This is a genomic window from Aequorivita flava (genome assembly GCF_038742595.1).
Classification (GTDB): Bacteria; Bacteroidota; Bacteroidia; order Flavobacteriales; family Flavobacteriaceae; genus Aequorivita; species Aequorivita marisscotiae.
Map to the genome: position 1 here is coordinate 22,628 of NZ_JBANCF010000002.1, position 23,783 is coordinate 46,410.

16 protein-coding genes are annotated in these 23,783 nt (G+C 38.3%); 1 reads left to right on the plus strand and 15 read right to left on the minus strand.

Features of this window, described 5'->3' with window-relative positions; genetic code table 11:
- Positions 1-50: 50 nt before the first annotated feature.
- The gene (locus VZD24_RS02575) at positions 51-1,034 is read left to right on the plus strand and encodes an MBL fold metallo-hydrolase (RefSeq protein ID WP_342686940.1); all 984 of its coding nucleotides are present in this window, start codon (positions 51-53) and stop codon (positions 1,032-1,034) included.
- A 6-nt stretch (positions 1,035-1,040) separates the two neighbouring features.
- On the opposite strand, the gene remB is transcribed toward VZD24_RS02575, so the two are convergent.
- From remB to VZD24_RS02650, 15 genes are all read right to left on the minus strand, one after another.
- Entirely contained in the window at positions 1,041-3,128 is a 2,088-nt protein-coding gene (gene remB / locus VZD24_RS02580) for a gliding motility outer membrane protein RemB (RefSeq protein WP_342686939.1), read from the minus strand.
- A 107-nt stretch (positions 3,129-3,235) separates the two neighbouring features.
- Positions 3,236-4,018 carry an energy transducer TonB gene (locus VZD24_RS02585; RefSeq protein ID WP_342686938.1) on the minus strand — a complete coding sequence of 261 codons (783 nt, stop codon included), beginning with the start codon at positions 4,016-4,018 and terminating at the stop codon, positions 3,236-3,238.
- 115 nt (positions 4,019-4,133) lie between these two features.
- Positions 4,134-4,856 carry an energy transducer TonB gene (locus VZD24_RS02590; protein WP_279449933.1) on the minus strand — a complete coding sequence of 241 codons (723 nt, stop codon included), beginning with the start codon at positions 4,854-4,856 and terminating at the stop codon, positions 4,134-4,136.
- A gap of 54 nt (positions 4,857-4,910) precedes the next feature.
- On the minus strand, positions 4,911-5,297 hold the full coding sequence (locus tag VZD24_RS02595; protein ID WP_342688761.1) for a VanZ family protein: 387 nt from the start codon (positions 5,295-5,297) through the stop codon (positions 4,911-4,913).
- On the minus strand, positions 5,287-5,667 hold the full coding sequence (gcvH, locus tag VZD24_RS02600; protein ID WP_279449931.1) for a glycine cleavage system protein GcvH: 381 nt from the start codon (positions 5,665-5,667) through the stop codon (positions 5,287-5,289). The genes VZD24_RS02595 and gcvH overlap by 11 nt, the downstream gene beginning before the upstream one ends.
- A 26-nt stretch (positions 5,668-5,693) precedes the next feature.
- Entirely contained in the window at positions 5,694-12,911 is a 7,218-nt protein-coding gene (gene sov / locus VZD24_RS02605) for a T9SS outer membrane translocon Sov/SprA (protein ID WP_373693809.1), read from the minus strand.
- Positions 12,912-12,914: 3 nt separating this feature from the next.
- Positions 12,915-13,496, minus strand: coding sequence for a Holliday junction branch migration protein RuvA (gene ruvA / locus VZD24_RS02610; RefSeq protein ID WP_342686936.1), 582 nt, complete (start codon positions 13,494-13,496; stop codon positions 12,915-12,917).
- An 85-nt stretch (positions 13,497-13,581) separates the two neighbouring features.
- A complete protein-coding gene (locus tag VZD24_RS02615; protein ID WP_342686935.1) occupies positions 13,582-15,876 on the minus strand; it encodes an NADP-dependent malic enzyme in 2,295 nt (764 codons plus the stop codon).
- A 129-nt stretch (positions 15,877-16,005) separates the two neighbouring features.
- The gene (gene queG / locus VZD24_RS02620; RefSeq protein ID WP_342686934.1) at positions 16,006-16,929 is read right to left on the minus strand and encodes a tRNA epoxyqueuosine(34) reductase QueG; all 924 of its coding nucleotides are present in this window, start codon (positions 16,927-16,929) and stop codon (positions 16,006-16,008) included.
- Positions 16,930-16,974: 45 nt separating this feature from the next.
- Positions 16,975-17,997 (minus strand): Holliday junction branch migration DNA helicase RuvB, encoded by a 1,023-nt coding sequence (gene ruvB / locus VZD24_RS02625; RefSeq protein ID WP_342686933.1) that lies wholly within the window; start codon positions 17,995-17,997, stop codon positions 16,975-16,977.
- A gap of 240 nt (positions 17,998-18,237) precedes the next feature.
- Complete coding sequence (locus VZD24_RS02630) at positions 18,238-20,067, minus strand: cytochrome c oxidase subunit I (protein ID WP_279449926.1); 1,830 nt, start codon at positions 20,065-20,067, stop codon at positions 18,238-18,240.
- Between the two features lie 17 nt (positions 20,068-20,084).
- Positions 20,085-21,155, minus strand: a complete 1,071-nt coding sequence (locus tag VZD24_RS02635) for a cytochrome c oxidase subunit II transmembrane domain-containing protein (protein WP_279449925.1) — start codon at positions 21,153-21,155, stop codon at positions 20,085-20,087.
- A 28-nt stretch (positions 21,156-21,183) separates the two neighbouring features.
- Complete coding sequence (locus VZD24_RS02640; RefSeq protein ID WP_279449924.1) at positions 21,184-22,560, minus strand: quinol:cytochrome C oxidoreductase; 1,377 nt, start codon at positions 22,558-22,560, stop codon at positions 21,184-21,186.
- Between the two features lie 25 nt (positions 22,561-22,585).
- Positions 22,586-23,245, minus strand: coding sequence for a c-type cytochrome (locus VZD24_RS02645; protein WP_342686932.1), 660 nt, complete (start codon positions 23,243-23,245; stop codon positions 22,586-22,588).
- A gap of 1 nt (position 23,246) precedes the next feature.
- A complete protein-coding gene (locus VZD24_RS02650; protein ID WP_279449922.1) occupies positions 23,247-23,783 on the minus strand; it encodes a DUF3341 domain-containing protein in 537 nt (178 codons plus the stop codon).

The window sequence follows — 23,783 nt, forward strand, 5'->3', positions numbered from 1 at the left end:
TTATTTCGGCAATTTTAGTAATTTCAACCAATATTTAAAATTTAAAAAATATGATCTCAAAAATATTTCTAAATACCTTCCTTTTATTTTCGGTGCTAACCGTGTATTCACAAAGCGATACCGGCGAGAAAAACAACACAAAACTTTTAAAAATAACCAGTAAAATATACATGTTGCAAGGCAAAGGCGGTAATATTGGGCTAAGCTTTGGTAATGATGGCATTTTTATGATAGACGACCAATATGCGGAAGATATCGAAGAAATTCAAAAGGATATTAAAAAAATAAGTAAAGAACCCATCCGGTTTCTGGTAAACACACATTTTCACGGAGATCATACGGGCGGTAACGCCGCACTAGCTGAAACTGGAACGGTTATTTTTTCGCAATCGAACGTACGGGATCGCTTGCAAAAAATGCTTAAAAGAGAAAGCACAAAAATATCGGAAGTGGCCCTACCTGTGGTTACTTTTAACGATGACCTTACCTTTCACTTTAACGGAGAAAAAATTTACGTGTTCCATGTGCACAATGCACACACCGATGGCGATGCCATGGTGTATTTTACCGACAGTAACATTTTACACACCGGAGATGTTTTTTTTAATGGAAAATATCCTTTTATAGACACAGAGAACGGAGGAAGTGTTAAAGGCTATATCGCTGCGCTGGAAATGGCAACCAAAATTATAAATGAGGATACAAAAATAATACCTGGCCACGGAAATTTAGGAACCTTTAAAGATTTGAAAGACACGATTATTATGCTCCAAACGCTTTATAACCGTGTTGCAACCGCTTATGTAAACAGAAAAACCGAAGCCGAAGTTTTAAATATGCCCGACATTACTAAAATGTATGACGACCAAGGATATGGCGAAGGTTTTATTAGTACCGAAGCTTTTGTGAAAATGCTTTATAGTGAAGTTGAAAAGAAGCGCGCATCAATTGATCAAATTGAAGAAACCAACAAAGCCGCAAGAGAAAAATACGATAAAATGATGAAGGATAGAGAAGAAAAACAAAAGGATTAGTTACTTCTAAAAATCGTAATACCAGTTAAATAAATCTGTTCGTATTCCAAAATTTAGCCAGGTAGTTTCATTTTTAAAAACGCTTTGGGTATTTAACGTGGGATCAAAACTTCTAAATATAAAATTTCCGTAGATCTTCAAATTAGTGGCAGTATTAATAATGTAGCCTGCCTGTAGTTCGGCATGGAAGAAATTGGTTGTGTTTCCTTGGGCCAATTCGTTGCCATTGTCCGAAATACGGTCATCTTCGGTGCCGTAAATATTTCCGCCGTAAAAAAAGGAATCTTCAGGCGTATTAAACTCAAAGCCGCGCTTTGCGACAATAACTTTGGCATCGCCATAGAGCCTTCCTCTTTGGTAACGGGCAATTCCTATAAATTCTGAAAAATTAGCGCCCAAAGTATGTGCCAACGCCTGATTGTTGTGCCCGTAATTTAGCACAACGGTATTGTGCGAATACGTATACGGCCGTACACGATTGTACTCAGATTGCAGGTAGAGATTCTTTATTCCAAAAGCATCGTAATACTTTACACCGAGTTGAATGCCCGTTTTGTTTTTATAACTTCCTTGTCCGCCAAAAACATCACTTTTAGAAAATTCATCTATAATTAATTGTCCATAAATGTTGACCCGATCGTTCACTTTATATTTTGAAGCAAGCCCAATTAATGCGTTGCCACCACGCGAACCCGTTGAAAATTGAATGGCTTGGTAAAATATAATCGGGTTTAAATAATTCATATCAAAGCCGCGATTATTGTCGTTCTCCCAAACAACAGATTCAAAAAAACCCACATTCAATTTTTTGGTAATGTTGTAGCTTAAATAATGGTTTGCAACATATTTTGTTCTAAACGAACCATCTGCTGTAACTTCCGGACGTACATCGCGGAGAGACATCCAAGTATTGGTATATTTTAATTTCCAGAAGGTGGTGTTTAATTTAAAATATGGATACGAAGTTGCATTGTCGCTCATTAACAACGATCGGTACCCATCGCCCAAAAATGTTTTTCCGTGACCAAGCTGCAAATTAAAATATTTTGATGGTGTGTAAGATAGGTAACCCGTAGTCATTGGATAGTCGTAGGAATCTGTTTTGAATTCCTTCGCAATACCCCGTCCGGGAATTATTGCAGGATTACCGCCATCGGGGCGAATGGATTCTGCATAGCGGTTAAAATAATCTGCAAAACGCCCTTGACTTTCATAAACAACTCCAAAAAAGCCAATTTTATCGCCCAGCCCTCCTTGAAGGTAAACCAGTCTTGTATTGTTGTAAGTGTTAATATCTGCATCTAAATCCTTACCCAGTTGCAGGTCTACACCCGGGTCTAGTGTAATCCAATAATCTTTTCCTTTTATGGTAACAAAATGTTCGTTCCATAATTTTCGGCTAAACCACGAAGTTCCGCTTTTTGCTATTTCTGCATTCGCCGCCTGAAAATCATAATATTTATTTACTTCGGAATAAATATATGGTTTTTGCGCAGTGTGATTGTTTAATCCAACCCTGTTTAATGCGGGATCAAATACGCTATAATTATGGTGCGACAACGGAATGTTGATATTGCTATTATATTCTTCATTTAAATAGGGAAGGTTAACAAGGGCATCGTATTCGGTTGTTAGTCCATCTTTCTCGTTAATAGCCACCGTCGGAGTTTGAATAATACTGTCGCCCGGAGCAACCAAGGGAATGGCAATTGGCAACGTAAATTGAATATATGTAGGCCTTCCGTTATGGGTTGCCGGAATAACCGTGGGAAGCGAATTAAAAACACGGAGCGTTTCGGCTCTTAATTCTTCATAGATTGCATCGGTATAAAGTACTTTGAATTTTCCATCTTTGGTAACTTCAAAAAGCACATTTACAGCGCCTTTATAATTTTTTGTAAACACAATTTCGGGAACTTCAAAATTTTCAAAAATAAATTGTTGCAGGGTATTGGTAAAACAGTTTTCCAGCAGTGCTTCCGAAACTGTTTCACATTCTGGAAAAACAGGATACTTTTCATACTGCGCTGTCGAAATTTGAGCAAAAGAAACTATTGAAAAACAAAAAACTAGAAGTAAGAGAATCTGCTTCATCGGGAACTATTTACTTTGAGGCCGAAAGATACAGTTTTTTTATAACGACAGAAATCAAAAAAAGCCCCCTTTTTACAGAGAGCTTTGTATGAAAATTACGTTTAAGTTTATTGAATCTCAAATACAATTGGCACGGTGTACATAACTGCTACATTTTTATCGCCTTGCTTTCCAGGTTTCATTTTTGGCAGGTTATTAACTACTCGTTGCGCTTCTTTTTTAAGATTGGCGTTATGCGAATTTGCCACTACTTCTGAAATAAAACCGTTAGAATCTATTTTAAAATTTACATAAATTCTATATGTTTCGTTGGGATTTAGGTTTTCTAAATATTCCTTTCGGAAATTTTTATTGATAAAGGCGTTTATCTTTGAAGACATACACTCAATTTTTTCATTGTTTGTGGGTAGCGATTCGCAACCTGGAAACACAGGTACAAATTCAACATTCATTACTGTTTTTGTGCCTTCGTTAGTCGTAGGTGTTTCAAGTGCTGGTTTTGTGGTTATTGGGGTTTCAACTACGGGGCCATCGGTATTTGCAATTGGAGTTTCAATAACGGAAGCCGAATTAGGTTTTACATCAAAAACTGGACTTTTTACCGCTCTTTTAACAGGGGTTGGTTTTTTAACTATATCTTTTTTAGGAGCTGCTATTGTTGGTTTTTCAATTTCCAATTCATAGGCAATGGTATAAGGTTCCTCTATTCCTTTTGACGTATTTACACTAATTGTAGGATTACTTATTTCAAAGTCAGTTTGAACGATAAAGAAGACGGCCAACAAACTAACGATAACTCCAATCTGAAAAAACAATCGTGAGTTCCATGCAATATTTACACGCTTTTTATCTTCTCTTTTACTTTGGGTATTTTTTACAGTTGTTTTCATATTGAAGTATTTTAATGGTTTCTTACTTTACAATCAACAACTGTTGTGCCAAAACACGAAAAGCTCCGTCTTTACTGATAAAGACGGAGCTTTTAAAAAAATTTTATTTACAATTTTATTGAATATCGAACACTATCGGAAGCGAATAAAGAACACCAACTGGTTTTCCTCTTTGTTTTCCTGGCGTCATATCCGGAAGTGAATTTACCACATCTGTCGCTTCTTTTTCAAGTCTTGGGTGAGGCGCTCGAGCACGAACATCTACAACTTTACCGCTTTTATCAATTTTAAACTGAACGGCTATACGCTGTCTACCTTCCAATCCTAAATCTGATGCAAGATTAGAGTTAAACTTTTTATTAATAAAGGCGCTTATTTTTGACGACATACATTTTTTCTTCGCGTCATTTGTTTTTTCGCCTTCGCAACCAGGATAAACTGGCACATTTTCAATTACTGCAAATGGCACATCGGCAATTTCTTCTTCTACCACTTCTTCCTTAATTTCCTTAACCTCTACAATTTTCTCTTCTTGATTGGTTTCGGTAGATTCTATTATAGTTTCTTCAACGTCTTCTTCGTCTTCAATAACGTCAATAACCTCTGGCGCCGGTGGTGGTGGTGGCGGTGGTGGTGGTGGAGTTAATTGTTGTGTAATTGGAACTTCTTCTAAAAGTTCGTCACCTACGTCAACTTTTCCGAAATCGATATCAGATTTGTCGTAAGTTTTCCATTCAATAGCTTGCCATGCAAGAAAAAGCATTAAGACCATTCCAAGCTGAAAAAACAACATGCTTTTTCGGCTTACGTCTGCTTTCGGATTTTTTTTAGGTTCCATAATAGTGGGTTTATCGTGATGCTAAAATATAGAAATTATCATTCAATTTAAAACTTAATTAAAATATTTAGGTTTTAATTTATGTTTTAGGTTTTTGAAAAAAAAGATTCCGAGAATGGCGCCTGTTAAATTTGCGGCTACATCTAGGATATCTGCACTGCGAGAGTCTGTAAACAGCTCTTGAAATATCTCAATTATTATGCCATAAAATAATACCGAAAGTACTACTATTAAAATCCAATTCTTTTTAAATTGAAATTTATTCTTTACAAAAAAGTACAATAGCCAAAGGTTCACTAAAATAAAATGAATGACTATATGAACTAATTTATCGGCTTCGGAAATCTGGGTTTTCGGTAAATCTTGACTCGAAAGAAAAAACAAACTGGTTATTACAATACTGTATAATAGTGCAATAAACAATAAGGTTTTAACCGCCAATAAGCTCTTTATAAGCGGCATCGTCAAGTAATTGGTCAATCTCGTCTGGGTTTGCGATTTTTAGCTTAATCATCCAACCTTCTCCATAGGCATCGGTGTTTACCTTTTCGGGTTCAGATTCTAGGTTTTCATTAAATTCAATAATCTCGCCCGTAAGTGGCAGAAATAAATCCGAAACTGTTTTTACCGCCTCTACCGTGCCAAAAACTTCTTCTCTATCCATAGTATCACCAACGGTTTCAACTTCTACATATACAATATCGCCAAGTTCGCTCTGTGCAAAATCTGTAATTCCGATGGTAGCAACATCGCCTTCAATCTTAAGCCATTCGTGATCTTTTGTGTACTTTAAATTAGATGGTATATTCATAATAATAATATATAAGTGTTTATTTCTTAGTTTCCAAAGTTATATCGCAAGGTAAATCCACTTCTAATGGTTGTTTGTGGAAAGGCCGTTGAAATAGCGTATTCAGAGAAGGTATGATCGTAGTAGAACAACGCGGTTAGGTTTTTGCTAAGCGCATAATCTATAGAAAGTTGCGCCCCGTAGATGGTTTGACCCGCTGTGGTTTGGTTATTTTCAATATCTAAATACCTAATGATAGTTATGTTATCGCGTCTAGAAAGATCTACCTTAAAGTTTAAGTCGCTAGTAATAACCGACTTTTTCCCGCCAAAATTGGTTGAAATCCTAAGATCTTTTATTCGATAGCCCAACCCGATTATGTATTCGTTTCCTTTTATTTCTGTAAGTAGATTGTTTGCGAAACTCATTGACAAGGCTCTATCTTTTCGCATTTCGGCAAGTATTTTAACCGAATTGTTCATCTCAAAATCCATTCGCAATAATGGTGAAAATTGTTCGGTTAAATTCACATTGGTCAATAATGTTTTCACCTTAAAATTACCAGATTGATCTATCTCCTCAGGCGTATTTGGATCGTAATCTAAATTAGACTGGAATTGGTTTACGGTATATGCAGCGCGATAACCGTGCGTTAGTGAAAAACGTTTAAAGTTTTTCTTAAACCAAGGCAGGTTCATTAAGCCGGTATATTTTATATCCCAGTTTGGAAGGGGTATGTCTCTAAAAATTCCGGTTTTTTCTTTTGAAGCATCGCTGCCTTTATACGCCGCCAGAAATGCAGGCAGTAAAACATCTTGACTGTTCCGACCAAAACCTACAGGAAAGCCCAGCGAATCGCGCGGTATTGCGCGGCCTTGATAATGCTCTTCTGCCAGCCTGTTTGCAACTAGTAATCTATTACTTCTGAAATCATCAAAAGCAGCCGAACCTGTTTCATCGCTTGAACCAAAGGCCGTTTTAATTAATAAGGTCGAAATATTAAAATTACCAAATGTATTAGGCGTTAACGATTGGTAGAGATCGTTCTGAACAATATAATTTTCAGAGTAATTTTCAGAATAAATTCGGCTTCCATTTACATCAATAGTTAAATCTTTAATGGGCTCCAGATTAGCTTGGATATCCATTTGTCGGCTTTCAACTTCTGTATATTGTTCGTTAAATTCGGGATACAAAGTTAACCAACCTTTGCGGGCGGCCAACTCTCTTACCTCGGCTTGGCTTCCCAAAACAAAACCTGCAGTAGGCTTTAATGTACCAATAAAACCAATTGATGGAAGGTAACCCGGCAAGTAAATACCGTTATTTTCTTGATAATTAAATTGTACTTTCTTAAGCATTGTTGCTAAACCAATAGCGGTATTAATGGCTTTATCTCCCGCATTTAATCCTCCGCCAGAATTTGCACCACCACTTAAAACACTTGGCACACGCGATTTTCCGCCGGCCAGGGTATTATTTTGCTCGGCCTCCAGCTTACTTTCTCTGCTCGCTTTGCCCTCTCTTTCAGAACCTCCGCTAGCACCGCCTCTTTCTTCACCGCCACTTCTAGACTTACTTTTTCTAATTTTAGTAAGCCCTATGTAACGATAAAAACCGTTCATATCTAAACTAGAATTAATTTGATGTGTACTTGCGTTCTGGATAGAGTTCCCCAGATTATAAACATTTTTGCTACCATCGCTTAGCTCAATTTCAATTTCGTTGAATTGCATACTACCGCGCTCCCACTGATAATCACCAGTATAAGAATACGTAGCTCGAAGGAATTTTAAGAAAGGAAATTTACTAAACGGCAAATCGTAATTTAGTTGAAGCGACTGAAAATGTTGGTTCGGATCTCCTACATCAAAGAAGCCATCCCAAACGCCAATTTCATTATTAACGTCGCCATTTTCGTCTAAATAATTATTGACAACCATATTGTTAGACGACGTAAAATTAAGACGCAACGATTTGCTCAAGTTATGGTTGATGGTGTATTGCCAGTCAAAAAGATAATTGCGCTGATATAAAACAGGCAATCCTTTATTTCCGGGAAGTAAGTTTATTTCTCTAAATTTTTGTTCGTTATATTGGCGCGTAATATTAGAGCTAACCGAAATATTTGTCGGTAAGTAATTAAAGTTGAAATCTTTTAAAAACTGCCAATACTTCCCTGTAAATAGAGAGTCGTTCTTTTTAAATGGCTCCACCGGCTTTGCCGTAAAATTATAGTTATACGTTGCACCTGCGCGCACGCTCTGCTCTAAAGCATCTTCCACTTCAAAATCGTGATGATCTGTTTGATTGTATGAGAAAGAGCCCGTTAGGTTTTCTACATCATAAACTTTGGGCTTGCCCTCACCAGTACGCTCTTTTCGCACCCCAATAAAGTTTACGCTCTGACGCTTGGTATAATCTACGGCCTGTTCTTTAATTCTATCTCTTTCGGCTTCATCTTCTGTATTATCCAGTCGGGTATCGAGCTCGATATCCTGGAATTCCGGATCGTATTGCGGGGTAATTAATTCTTCCGAACGACCATAATTAAATGGCAGTTGAATACCCCATTTCTTTGGTAATAATTGCCCAAGGTTTACATTGGTAACCACATCGTACTGTTGCAGATCCTCGCGGCTACGTTGGTTCGGCCCTTGTTCAATAGAACCAAAGCCAACGGTACTTCTTTTTCCTGTGGCACTAATGGTAGCAAAATCGGCAAGGTTAGCGTCCATACTAACTACCGCAGCCCATCCGCCCTCGTTTTTAAGCTCAGACATTCTAAGTTCGTTAAACCAAACTTCACCACATAAATCGTTGTTTGTACTGTTTCGTACCCCAATCATGATGGTACGGACGTTTCCAAAACTTGGATTACCCTTAATTCCAATGGTAAGTTCATTTTCGCCACCGGGCAGATCTCCCTCGAGTTCCGATTGGGTATAATACACAACATCGGTAGAGTTTAATGGAGTTCGAGTTTTAACCTCCTGTAATAATGCCAGGGGAAGATTTAATCTATTTGCTACTGGCCAAATTTCTTCGGCGCTTCTCGCCCCAAAATTAGTCGGATTTAATGGAATTTGAACTTCATAATAGTTGTTTGTAAGGTCATTCCCCAACCGCATGAATGCCACCAATTGCCCATCACTTAGCGCGGTTTCATTTTGTAAAGATTCGGCGTGTATAAACATTTCCAGATTTTTGTACTGGCGCATATCTACATTAAAGTTTTTATAAACAGCTCGCCCATCATTAGGTTCCAACCCGCATACCCGCAACGAAAGTGATTGTTCGTTTTCGCGAATAATATTGTTATTATTGTTTAATTCCTCGCGTTCAAGTCCTGGAGGCAGTCTGTAAGGAATTGGCTCTCTATTTTCGTTTTCCTCAATACTTACAGCTTCCACCTCAAACAGCGTATCGTCGTTTGCGGGATCTTCAAAAGTTACCTCGTCTAAAGTTTTTTGGAATTTTCTATAATCGCCTCGCACCAGTTCCATGGTTCCAAAACGCAAAACGGTGTTTTCTGAAAACTGTGAAAGGAACATTCGCATAAACCGAATAGATCTATAATCAGAGATACCTCCTTTAGCTTGGTCTGGCTTGCTAATTGGTACTTTAAACTGAACCCAACGTACTGGAATTACGTTATTATTTTGTGTAGTAACCTCCAATTCCTTTACGTCAGAAATATATCGGTTATTATCTCTGTTCATTCCAGGATAAACAGGTACGTTGTATTCAAAATAGCTATTAATCGTGTTCATGGTATTGTCTCGATTAATATCTTCTACATCGGGTTGTGCAGTGCTTCCGCGATTTGTATTTGTAACTTCTACTGGAGAGTTGCCTTCGGTTCCGTTGTATTTTAAATAACGATCTAAAATACTTCCCTCGGCTTGTAGAAAATATTGATAATCGTCATTTGAAGGATCATCACCAAACTCACCGCCAAACTCTGCAATTTCTTGCGCATTATTTAAACCATCTAAACCTATATCTTGATTTATTCGTTCTTGGCCTTGTGTATCGAAGGTATAAACCAGTGATTGGTTTAAAGGAACTTTACCCCAAGCGGTTGAAGTGGTATTGGCTGTTCCACCATCTGCTGGCAAGCCATTTTCGTATTGTTTTCTACCATCTTTTAAGATATCTTCAGAAATACTACCTAAGTTAAAATTAATATTTCCACCTTGATTACCACTCGTTTCCTCGTAAATAAAAGGATCCATTACCCAGAATTGAATATATTCTACATTAGATTGTTCAAAATCTGTAGTGGTAAGTGGCCTCATAATTCCACCGAAATTATCCTCGGGGTTTGGAAGAATATTGGTGCCGGCAGCCTCAGGATTAAAATTATATTCCCCACGTTGCGAAGGGTAATACGCCAAATCTAAGGTAAATAAAGCTTGTGTTTGCCCTTGAATAATATCTTGATTCGGGAAGATTTCATCTCTAAAAACCCGACGTGTAAATGGCGAGGAAAGTTCTTCATCATTAATTCCTTCGGGGCGCTGACTACTATAAAAAATTGGGTCTATTGTGTACCAAGCCAATTTGGCTCGTTTGTAATTATACCGAAGATTATCATTTTCCAATTCACCTCCATAGTCTAAAGGTGTGCTTGCCAAGAACCAACTTGAAGGCGAACTAATATCGTTGCCTGTTTGCGACGCTTCAAAATCATCTACATAAACGGTTGTTTTTCCATCAAAATCCGAAACTTTTGGAGCTCCAGGTTTTAGATAGGCAAATTCGCCCCGTAGTGAAATATTAGATTCCACATCAGTATCTATATTTGGAAGTTTATTCACCAAACGCGTTAAAAACGGCACTTCGGTTGAATAATTGAGATTCATTCCAAAAATAGTGTTATTAATAGGCTCAACTCCATAAGAAGATTTTTGCGTTAGCGGGCGTTCATTAAGATTTAGGTAAGTAGCGCCAATTAAAAATTTATCGCTGAATTTATGCTCTACATTCAATCCGGTAAAACGCTTGCTCTGTTGCCCAAATAACGAATTGTTTTCGGTACTTACAGAAATTGGTATGTTACTATTTAATAAGGCAGGATCTAAAATTTGAACCCTTCCCAATTGATAGTTTACGGTGTAATCTACCCCTTCAACCAACGTTCTTCCACCTGCCGTAACAGTTACCGAGCCCTGTGGAATATTAAAAGCGCCAATAGGAATTCCATCTGCTCCCGTAGATTTATAACTTCCTTTTAATTGAAATTTATTTTTTTCACTTTCCTCCTGCTCTGCTTGTGTTTTTGTTCCCGTATAAAGCGTTCTAAATACATACTTTGCCTGGTTTGGATTATATGTTTCGGGCATTGAATAGTTAGCTGGTGCAGAAGGCAAGCTCAATTCATCAAACAAGTGTTTTCCAAATGGCTCTACGGTTGTAAAGATAATTCGTCCATTTTGTGCGTCGACGGTTATGCCAGGTAAAAAGTCAAAGAACCCATCGCCACCTTGTTGTGGGTCATTATTAAAGTTTAACCTATCGAGATTAAATACTTTTAAAAGAATTTCGTCTTTAACGTCTGGCGGCAGTTCTGCGCCAGCTTCGGTTAAATAATTTAACGGGGAAGGGTCGGTATAAAGAATATTAAGTTTGAAGTCTTCCTTTTCTAGTTGGTAGCCACCAATGGGATAGATGTTTTTCATCATTAAATCCCAGATTGGTTCATTTACATTCGTGATACTACTCTTTAACAGTTTTACCACTAAGTTTTGTGCAAGTCCAGTTTCTTGTTCTGGCGGGTTACCTGTACCTCCACCGTTTCCTCCAGGCTGAATACCACCATTGGCTTCTACCCCGTCATTCGAAAACTCACCTACCTGATACACCTTTCCGTTTACGGTAAATTGATAGGAAACCGCCAACACTTCATCGTTAGATAACCGTTGATTTAACGAAATATACCCCAATTGCGAATTTAATGTATATTCCCCTTGATCTAACCTTCTGGCACTTTCGAGGGTCACATAGTCTATTCCTTCATTTACCTGAACTCCCGTAAAACCGTCGCGTACTCGTGCAACATCTCGGATTAATGGGTTTAACAACGATGGGGGGCCACCATTTATTCCGAAAGGATTGAAAAGGTTGTTGTTATTATCTGGGTATGCATTTCTACTAGCTCGTATAAAACCACCAGGAGGAACGTCTAAACCAATATTTGTTGGGTCTGATTCACCAATATCTTGCAACGCCACTATATTGCGAACATTATCAGTACGACTGGTACGGTTGGTGATCCAAACCTCCATTCTTGTAATTTGCACATTACTATTTATGAACGGATATTGCTTCAAAGCACGGTTATAGTTATCTCTAAAATAATGCCCTAAAAAGAAGTGACGGTTATCGTCATAATCTAAGGCAAACAACTCGTAATCTGTGATGGTTGCACCCCCCTCAGCCGTAACTGTACGGGTTTCGGATTTTTGCTCTGAGAAAACCCCTGTAATGGTTGTATTACCAAACTGAAGCTGCGTTTTAACACCAAAAAGGCTTTGCGCACCTTGAATTAGCGAGCTATTGAGCGGCATACTAACGTTACCCACTTCAATTTTTTGAATTATATCGTCTTCGGTTGGTGTGTATTCTAACTTTATTTGATTTTGAAAATCGAAGGTGCTTTCCGTGTCGTAGTTTGCATTTACTTGGAGTCTGGTTCCTACTTTTGCCAAAAGACTTAAACTTATTCTCTGGTCAAAATCAAACGAAAAATTACTTCGGTTTCTAGGCGAATATTGTGGGTTATCCTGCTTTGTATACAGCAAACCAAGATCCATTTCTACAGATCCCTGTGGAATTACTTCAATAGAATTTCCGCCAAAAATAGACTCAAAAAAGTCTGAATTCACGTAAAAGGTGGGCAATAGATTTTTTTGTTGTTCTTCCGCTCCTTCTTTCCTTCCATCGGCAGCGTCAATTTTTTCTTTAAAATACGCCTTCATCTGCTCCTCTTGTATAAGGCGCTGATATTCCTCTGGCGTAAGAATAATGGGATAGGTAATTTTAAAACTACCCAAAGTTTGTGAATAAATATATCTATCTGTTATAGGGTCGTAGGTATACAGATTCTGAATGCTCGTAGGATTCGGAAGATCCAATCGCCCCATTTCGTTGCCAACAGCTGTGGAATCTTGTGCCAACGAAACATTGCCAACAAATATAAAACTTACTATTGCTAACAGCTTAAAAAAGCCACCCTTGTAAACGTAATTTTTTGCCTTCAAATTTTACAAATTTTTTAAAGCTTGTTTAATGATCATTTCTACTGAAGCCAGCGGATTTTTTTTCACAATTCCATCCACTACTTTTTCAGACTGTTTGCGAACAAAACCCAGCGTCTCCAAAGCAGATAACGCTTCATTTTTATTAGTATTGCTTGCTCCAACAGAAATTGATGACAAACCATACACTTTTAAAATCTTATCTTTTAGGTCTAAAACTACACGTTGGGCGGTTTTAGCTCCTATTCCTTTTACCGATTGTATAGTTGGTAAATCGTTTTGAGCAATTGCGTCCAGCACTTGCTCTGGCGTTAACGAAGACAGCATTGTTCTGGCAGTACTGGCTCCAACCCCCGACACACTAATTAACAATCTAAATATTTCACGTTCTGTAACACTGGTAAAACCATACAAAATATGGGCATCTTCCCGAACGATTAGATGGGTATATAATTTTACATTTTCACTAGAGGGGAGTTCGGAAAATGTGTGCAGCGAAATATTGATAGCGTACCCTACTCCATTGCAATCTATAACTACATCGGTAGGGTTTTTTTCAACCAGTCTTCCCTGTATATGGGTTATCATGTGTTAACGAAAACTTAAAGGTTCAAATATAGTATAATTATTTGCAACTGCCATTGAGGTTTTTGGGAAAATATTGCCGTAAAAACTATGCTTTTGCCTGCTCCCTTGCGCGCTTTTCCTTCTGCTGGGCATCTACTACCGCTACCGCACTCATATTTACAATTTCCTCTACACTTGCACCTAATTGTAATATATGCACAGGTTTGCGCATTCCTAACATTATTGGGCCAATAGATTCTACACCGTTAAGCTCTTTTAATAATTTATAGTTGCTATTTGCCGAATCTAAATTTGGAAATATTAATGCGTTTACTTTTTTGCCTGCCAATTTTGAAAATGGAAATTTTTTCTGAAGCAGTTCTGCATTTAGTGCAAAATCTGTTTGCAGCTCGCCATCTACAACCATATCTGGATTGCTCTTATGAAGCAAATCAACAGCCTCGCGTACTTTTGTGGCGTGCGGATCTTTTGAAGATCCAAAGTTTGCGTAAGAAATCATGGCAATTACCGGATCTAACCCAAACATTTTCATTGTATAATTGGTCATCTGGGCAATTTTTGCAAGTTCTTTTGCAGTAGGATCAATATTTATGGAAGTATCTGAAATGAACAACGGCCCACGTTTGGTTAGCATCACATTAGTAGTTGCAACTTTAGTAACGCCTTCAAATCTTCCTACTGTTTCAAAAACCGGCACTACCACCGATGGATACGAACGTGCATAGCCCGAAATCATACAGTCCACATCGCCTTCGCTAAGCATCATTCCGGCAAAATAATTTCGTTCGGTCATTAACTTTTGGGCAGTGTAAAGCGAAATACCGCTTCTTCTTCTTTTTTCCCACAGTTTTTGAGCATAGTGTTGAAGTTTATCGGCATTTTCATCATTTTTAGGATCAATAATTTCTAAGTCTGCTTCAAAATCAATTTGCTCCATTAGTTCAAGAATAATTTCTTTTCTTCCTAATAAAACAGGAATCCCTATGCCTTCTTCAAACACTATCTGCGCTGCCTTTAAAACGTCTAAATGATCGGCTTCGGCAAAAACAATACGTTTGGGCGCTAATCTGGCACGGTTTAATAACAATCTAATTATTTTGTTGTCGCTACCCATGCGTTCGTAAAGCGCGTCCTGGTATTTTTCCCAATCCGTAATGGCCGAAGTGGCTACACCGCTTTCCATCGCTGCTTTTGCAACTGCAGGCGGAACGGCAGCTATTAACCGTGGGTCAAATGGTTTTGGGATAATATAATCTCTTCCAAAAGCTAATTTTGTTTCGCCGTAGGCAATATTAACTTGTTCGGGCACGGGTTCTTTTGCCAGATGGGCAAGTGCTTTTACAGCTGCCATTTTCATGGCTTCATTAATTTTGGTGGCTCTAACATCTAACGCTCCGCGAAATATAAACGGAAAACCAAGTACATTGTTTACTTGGTTGGGATGATCGCTACGGCCGGTTGCCATAATAATATCCTTGCGCGTTTTAATGGCCAAATCGTATTCAATTTCTGGATCGGGATTGGCCATTGCAAAGACAATAGGATTGGAGGCCATGTTCAAAAGCATTTGTGGGGTAACAATATCTTTCACCGAAAGTCCAACAAAAACGTCGGCATCGACCATGGCTTCTTCCAAAGTATCGATTTTTCGATGCGAAGCAAACTCGGCCTTTTCTTCAGAGAGATTTTCACGGTCTTTGCGTATTACACCTTTACTATCTAGCATTACTATATTTTCGTCTTTCGCTCCAAAAGATTTGTATAGTCTAGTACACGATACGGCTGCCGCCCCCGCCCCGCTGATTACAATTTTAACATCTTCAATATTTTTTCCGGATATTTCCAAAGCATTTAACAGCGCTGCGGCCGAAATAATAGCCGTACCATGCTGATCGTCATGCATTACCGGAATATTGAGTTCTTCTTTGAGCCTTTTTTCAATTTCAAAAGCTTCCGGCGCTTTTATATCTTCTAAATTTATGCCTCCAAAAGTTGGGGCTATATTTTTTACCGTTGCAATAAAAGCATCTATGTTCTCGGTATCAATTTCAATATCAAAAACATCAATGTCTGCAAAAATTTTAAAGAGCAAGCCCTTCCCTTCCATAACCGGTTTTGAAGCTTCGGGACCAATATTACCCAAACCTAAAACAGCAGTTCCATTAGATATTACTGCAACTAAATTACCCTTATTGGTGTATTTATATACATTATCTACATTTTTTTCAATTTCCAGACAGGGTTCTGCAACACCTGGTGAATAGGCCAAGCTAAGATCGCGTTGGGTAGAATAACTTTTGGTGGGTACCACCTCTATTTTTCCCGGTCTTGGTTTTGCGTGATATAAAAGGGCTTCTCTTCGTTTGCTCTGTTTGCTCATATTTTAGGGATAATTTTGCCGTTACAGCTATGGCTTATTTTGCCACAACCGATGCGCTTGTTCTATAAAAAATAAAATAACGCAACCAACAAAGATAAAAGGTTATTGGCAAAGTAGAAATTTAAACGGCTAATCTTTCACGAAGTTTATATTGCGTGTAAGTCCGGAAAATTTGGTTCTTTTTACTGCGCTTTTCTTAAATATTTTCTGAAAAACCTCTTCGGTTATTTCTTCCCAATCCTTTTTAGTCATAGAAAGCATTTCGGGATGTGGATTAAAAAGCGGCTGGTTGTGGGGTTTGCTAAAACGATTCCAAGGGCACACATCTTGACAAATATCGCAGCCAAATATCCAATCTTCAAACTTACCTTTTACCGAAGTGGGGATTTCATTTTTAAGTTCTATTGTATAGTACGAAATACATTTGCTGCCATCAACAACCTTATCTGAAACGATGGCTTGGGTTGGGCAAGCGTCAATACAAGCGGTGCATGTACCGCAGTGGTCGGTTACGGGAGTGTCGTATTCCAACTCCATATCTACAATGAGTTCGGCCACGAAGAAAAAGGAACCCACATTCTTAGTTAACATAAGACTGTGTTTTCCTATCCAGCCCAACCCACTTTTTGCAGCCCAAGCTTTGTCTAAAACCGGAGCTGAATCTACAAAGGCACGTCCGTGTACTTCACCTATTTCTTCGGAAATAAATTGCATTAATTGCTTCAACTTATCTTTTATGATAAAGTGATAATCGGTGCCATAGGCGTATTTAGAGATTTTATAGGTATCTGATGGCTGCCTTTGGGAAGGATAGTAATTTAGCAGTAACGAAATAACACTTTTTGAGCCTGGAACTAAAATGGTAGGATCCAGTCTTTTGTCGAAATGATTTTCCATATAACTCATTTCGCCATTCATATTATTATTGAGCCAGTTTTCCAATCGTGGCGCTTCTTCTTCTAGAAATTCAGCTTTGCTTATTCCACAGGAGAGAAAACCGAGACGTTTGGCTTCGGTTTTAATTAGGCTTGTATTTTTTGAGGTATTCTTCACTTTATGAAGTTACGAAGCATTAATTTGGCTATGTACCTACAATGTTTAAAAGAGTCCGCCCTGCGTAGAACCTTTTATTTTACCAAGGTGTTTATAGGCGGCTTCGGTAACTTCACGGCCGCGGGGAGTACGCATTATAAAACCCTGCTGAATTAAAAATGGCTCATACACCTCTTCAATTGTTTCGGGACTTTCGGAAACGGCCGTTGCAATAGTGGTGATGCCCACAGGACCCCCTTTAAATTTTTCGATTATAGTGGATAGGATTTTATTGTCCATTTCATCTAAGCCGTGCGCATCTACGTGGAGGGCATCTAAACCAAATTTAGCTATTTCAACATCAATTTTTCCATTGCCTTTTATTTGTGCAAAATCGCGAATTCTACGTAATAATGCATTTGCAATTCTGGGAGTTCCTCGACTTCTACCCGCTATTTCTATAGCGGCTTCCATAGTTATGGGAACGTGCAAAATGCCTGCGCTGCGCTGTAATATTGTGGTTAATAAATCGGTCGTGTAATATTGCAATCTAGACGAAATACCAAATCGCGCACGCATTGGCGCAGTTAATAATCCAGAGCGTGTGGTAGCCCCAATAAGGGTAAAGGGATTTAAGTTAATTTGAACCGAACGGGCATTGGGTCCCGATTCAATCATTATATCGATTTTATAATCTTCCATCGCAGAATAAAGATATTCTTCAACAATGGGGCTTAGTCTGTGTATTTCATCTATAAAAAGCACATCGCGCTCGTCTAAATTTGTTAGCAATCCGGCAAGATCTCCAGGTTTGTCTAAAACTGGGCCAGAAGTTACTCTTATATTTACGTCCAGTTCATTAGCTAAAATATAGGCAAGGGTCGTTTTTCCCAAACCTGGTGGACCGTGAAAAAGTGTATGATCCAAAGCTTCGCTTCGTAAATTTGCCGCTTGAACAAATATTTGAAGATTTTCTAAGGCCTGATCCTGCCCCGTAAAGTCGCTAAAACTTAAAGGCCGCAGTTTTTTTTCAATATCCAGCTCCTGTGGGGTGAGGTCTTCTCCAGAGGGATTGAGATGTTCATTCATATCACAAATATAACAATCCTTTAGATGCGCTATAAAAAAAGAGAGCCATACTTTTCAGTATGGCTCTTGAAATAAATAGTAGATTCCTCACTTCCTACATATTATTAACTCAATATGGTAAAGATAAGGCAAAACTTTTAAAAATATACTACGTAGAAGTACGAATTCTTTACGTAGAATAATAAGCGCCCTTTTTTTTTCAAAAAAAGGGCGCTTGCTAAATACTTTATATTGAATTACTTAATGATCCAATTCATCTTCATTATCTTGAAGCGGTACGTTCTGCGGAATGAAATCCTGACCAGGTATTACAAAATCGGTTTCATCCTTATTTAATTTGCTGTAGTCATAAGCCCAACGATAAACGTGTGGAATAGGACCATCCCAGTTTCCGTGAATGTGCTTTAATTCTGTAGTCCATTCCAAAGTTGTTGCATTCCAAGGGTTTTTTCCCGCCATTTTTCCGTAGAACATGGAGTGAATAAAGTTATAAAGAAATACTACCTGTACTGCAATAGTGATAATGGCAAAAATGGTCATAACCACATTTATATCAGCCAAATCATCAAAATAAGGGAAGCTCGTGTTATTGTAGTATCTACGTGGAAGTCCAGCCAATCCTACAAAATGCATAGGGAAGAAAATTCCATATGCTCCAATTGAGGTTACCCAAAAGTGAATATAGCCCAGTTTTTTGTTCATCATTCTGCCTTCAAACATTTTTGGGAACCAATGATACACACCGGCCAAAAATCCATAGGCAGCAGAAATACCCATTACAAGGTGAAAGTGAGCCACGATGAAATATGTATCGTGAATATTAATATCTAAGGCACTATCGCCCATGATAATTCCTGTAAGACCACCCGTAATAAAGGTTGAAACGAACGCTATACACCAAAGCATAGCTACGTTCATTTGCAGCTTACCTCGCCATAGGGTTGTGATCCAGTTAAACGATTTTACCGCTGAAGGAATTGCAATTAACAGCGTTGTAAAGGTAAATACAGACCCCAAGAACGGATTCATTCCCGAAATAAACATATGGTGCCCCCAAACAATGGTTGATAAAAATGCAATTGCCAAAAGGGAAGCAACCATTGCACGATAACCAAAAATTGGTTTTCGCGAGTTAGTTGCCATAATTTCAGAAACAATTCCCATTGCGGGCAGAATTACGATATAAACTTCCGGGTGTCCTAAGAACCAAAAGAGATGCTCAAACAAAACCGGAGATCCACCTTGATGGTGCAATACTTCACCTGCAATATAAATATCTGATAAGAAGAACGAAGTACCGAAGCTTCTATCCATAATTAACATTAAGGCCGCTGAAAACAAAACTGGAAACGAAACCAACCCAATCATGGCTGTTATAAAAAATGCCCAAACTGTAAGCGGAAGTCTCGTCATAGACATTCCTTTGGTTCGTAAGTTTATTACAGTTACAATAAAGTTTAGTGATCCAAGTAATGATGATGCAATAAAAATTGCAATTGAAATTAACCATAGCGTCATCCCTGTACCCGAACCTGGAATAGCTTGCGGCAAGGCACTAAGGGGCGGATAAATAGTCCATCCGGAAGAAGCTGGTCCAGCTTCAACAAAAAGGGAGCACAGCATTATAAAACTAGATAGGAAAAACAACCAATACGAAACCATATTTAGGAATCCTGAGGCCATGTCTCGCGCGCCAATCTGTAAGGGTATTAACAGGTTACTAAACGTTCCACTTAGTCCTGCGGTTAAAACAAAGAAAACCATGATGGTTCCGTGAATGGTAACCAATGCTAGGTATACACTCGGATCCATTACACCGTCTGTACCCCATTTGCCTAAGAATATTTCATAAAGAGTAAAAGTATGGTCTGGCCATGCCAATTGCAATCTAAAAAATAAAGACATCAAAATACCGATAACACCCATAAATATACCGGTGATCATGTATTGCTTTGAGATCATTTTATGATCTGTACTAAAAATATATTTAGTTACAAAGGTTTGTTCACTATGATGCCCGTGATCGTCGTGGTGATCTTCTACTGCGTGGACCTGTGCGTTTGTTGACATATCTAATTAAGCTAATATTATTTAGTTTCTTTGCTAAGCTGTTCTCCTAAGGTAGGTTGTTCTGCCAACCAAGCCTTGTAATCTTCTTCAGACTCTACAATTATTTTCATCTGCATATTGTAGTGGCTTATACCACATATTTTGTTACACAGTACAAAATAGTCAAATTCATAAGTTTCTAAAGGTTCTTCTCCTTTGGCTGCAAGTTCAACAGATTTTTCCTTTCTAATGGTATTGATGTTCGCTACCTTATCGATAATATAATCATTTTGTCGCATTTCTTCCGTAGTAATAGTAGGAGTAAAAGCGAATTGTGTAATCATTCCTGGAACACAGTTCATTTGCGCTCTAAAATGAGGCATATAAGCAGAATGCAGCACATCTTGTGATCGCATTTTAATTAATACTTTTCGTCCAACCGGCAGGTGAAGTTCGGTTACTATTTTATCATCCTGACCGTTTGGATCTGCAGGATCTACCCCCAATTGATTAACACCTTCTATTAAGCGAACGTTTGCATTTCCGAGGGTATTATCATTTCCACCATAGCGAGCTTTCCAGTTAAATTGCTGCGCATAAAGCTCAACGATTAATGGATCGTCATCTTTGTCAACATTCATAATATCGGTCCAAGTAAATAGACCGTAAATGATGAGCCCCGCCAATACAATTACTGGAATAATAGTCCAAATAAATTCTAATTTGTCGTTATCGGCATAGAAAGTAGCTCGTTTAACCTTGTTGCCACGGTAAATGAAAGCAAAATAATGCAACACTCCTTGCGTAAGAATTCCAACAAAGAATATAAGAATCATAGAGATTAACATAAGGTTGTCAATCTTAGAACCATGTTCAGATCCAGATTCTGGCAATAGGGTATCAAACCACAACCAAAAGGAAACAATGGTTAAAATATAGATAAATGCCAGAAAGCCTAACATTAAGTACCCTTGGGTGTTATTATCCTTATCTGATGCTATTTCAGAATGGCCGGTAGGCTTTGTCTTTGCTAACTGGAAAATTCTGTTCATTTGCCATACAGAAATTCCAAAAAGGACGATTACTAATATTACTAAAAATGCGGTCATCTTACAATATCTTCTTTAAACTAAATGATTAAAAATGGTAGTTTTCACTTTCTTTAATAAACGGATCATTCTTTGGTCTGAGAGAAACTTTCCCTAATCCCGTTCCGACAACTAATATGAAAAGTCCTGCAAAAAATAACAATGCTGCTATTTCTGGTATTCCAAAGTACCAGTTATGGCCTACAGTTGAAGGCATCACTAATAAGAACACGTCTATATAGTGGCCTACCAAAATAAATACTGCAGCAATAACAACAAACCACGGTACTCGCTTGTAGTCGCTATTCATCAATACTAAAATAGGGAATACAAAATTAAGTATAAGCATTCCGAAAAACAATACTTTATATTCTTGAATCCGTATTATAAAATAAGTCACCTCTTCTGGAATGTTTGCATACCAAATAAGCATAAACTGACTGAACCATAAATAAGTCCAGAATATACTGAATGCAAACATATATATAGCTAAATCGTGTAGATGTTTATCGCTCACAAAGGGTATAAGGCCTCGGCTCTTTAAATGTATTGTTACCAATGCTATTACTGTAATAGCCGACACAAATAAACTTGCAAAAACATACCAAGGAAATAACGTACTGTACCAGTGCGGTGTCATAGACATAAACCAATCTATAGCCATTGAAGCTTCTGTTACAAGGAAGAAGGCCAGGAAGAAAACTGAGATTTTAAAGTTCTTTCTATATGGCCCATAATTATTAACCTCGTCTTGCGCCAATGAATTTTTTCTGGAGAAGTATCTATATAGGTTCCATCCTAAAAGATAGATAAAACCACGAATTAAAAAGAATGGAAGGTTAAGATAACCTGCCTTTCCTTGCAATATTTTATCTCCTGCTACCAACTCCTCGTTCTGCCAAGGAAAAAAATGAGTTCCCGCAAAAGCAACTATTAAAAATACAATAATAGAACCAGGCAGTAAATAGCTAGTAATTCCTTCCATAATTCTATAAAGTGCCGGAGACCAACCTGCCTGAGAAGCATATTGAATAGCATAAAACACCAATACTCCTAAAGCAATCATCATAAAGAAAAATGCCGCCACAAATGTAGCAGACCAAGGTCTGGTTTGCATCTGGTGCAAAACATGCTCATCGTGTGAGCTCGCACCATGACCTTCAGGTTTTAAATCGGTAGCGTGTTCCATCGCGGCTTCTGAATAACCTGCTTCACCACGAGCAGTATCAACAAAGTTCGCCGTATTATCTTCGCCGTGTCCTGCATCTGCATGTCCCTCAGCGTGATGGCCTTCTTGTTGGGCCATTATTTTTTTAACATCCTCAACAGTCTTTGGGGTTGTAAGAAAACCATAGGCCATTCCTGCCAGTCCAAGCACCATTATAATGATAGAAAACAGTTTTAATTTACTAGGTAGCGTATACATATCTTTAGCTATTCTCTTTAATTTCTTACTTATTATCTACTTCGGAAGCAGTACCTGCATCCATATTCTTTTCTGACAAACTACTAATAGAGTCTGCGGTAGCTTTAGCAGTTTCTAGGACTCCAGGCTCACCTTTTAACGATGCCTTTAAATCCATAACATGCATTGCTATTTGCCAGCGCTCCTTTTCGTCTACTTGCCCGGCATAGGAGCCCATTGCATTTAAACCGTAAACTTGTACATGATAGGTACCTCCAGGTGTAATAGTACGTCCTGCATCTGCATAGCTGGGAATTCCTAAGAATTTTTCACGAGTTGCCAATATTCCTTTTCCATCGCCTTCATCGCCATGGCATACAGCACAATAAAGTGTATAAAGCTGGGCACCCGTTGCCAAATTTTCTTCCGTAACAGGATATGGATTAGTTAACTCTGCTTTGGCAAGTAATAATCCTTCCGTACTGTTTTCATAGTCATAAGCAGAATGGCCACGTGCAACAGTGTTAGCCGGCGGAATCATTGCCTCCTGTTGATCTGGAAATATATCGTATTCACCATATGTTTCGTAACCAACCGGCTCGTACATATTTGGAAAATATTGATAGTTTGGTTTTTTATCGTTAAAACAAGAAACCATGGTTGCAGATGCAATAATGGCGATTCCTATGTTTATTAATGTTTTCATATTAATGGTCTTGCTCGTTTTCAATTAGACTAATTTCCGATGCGCCCGTATCATACAAGAACTTGGTTAACTTTGCAACGTCGTGGTTTTCTGCATCAACCTCCATTAGAAAGTGATCGTCCGTAGTACGTAAATCTGGATTTTCAGCTTTTTTGAAAGGCCATAGTTTACTTCGCATATAGAACGTGATAACCATTAAGTGAGCCGCAAAAAACACGGTAAGTTCAAACATAATTGGTATAAATGCCGGCATATTTTGATAAAATGTAAAGCTTGGTTTACCACCAATGTTCTGCGGCCAATCTTCAATCATTATAAAATTCATCATCCAAACCGCAAAACTTAATCCCACAAGACCGTAAAGGAATGAGGTTATTGCTATACGGGTTGGCGCCAAACCTACAGCATGGTCCAAACCGTGTACCGGAAACGGGGTAAAAACCTCGGAGATATGATAGTTTGCCGCGCGCGTCTGCTTAACGGCTTGCATTAGCAGATCGTCATCAGTGTAAATTGCGTGTATCTTTTTAGAAGCCAT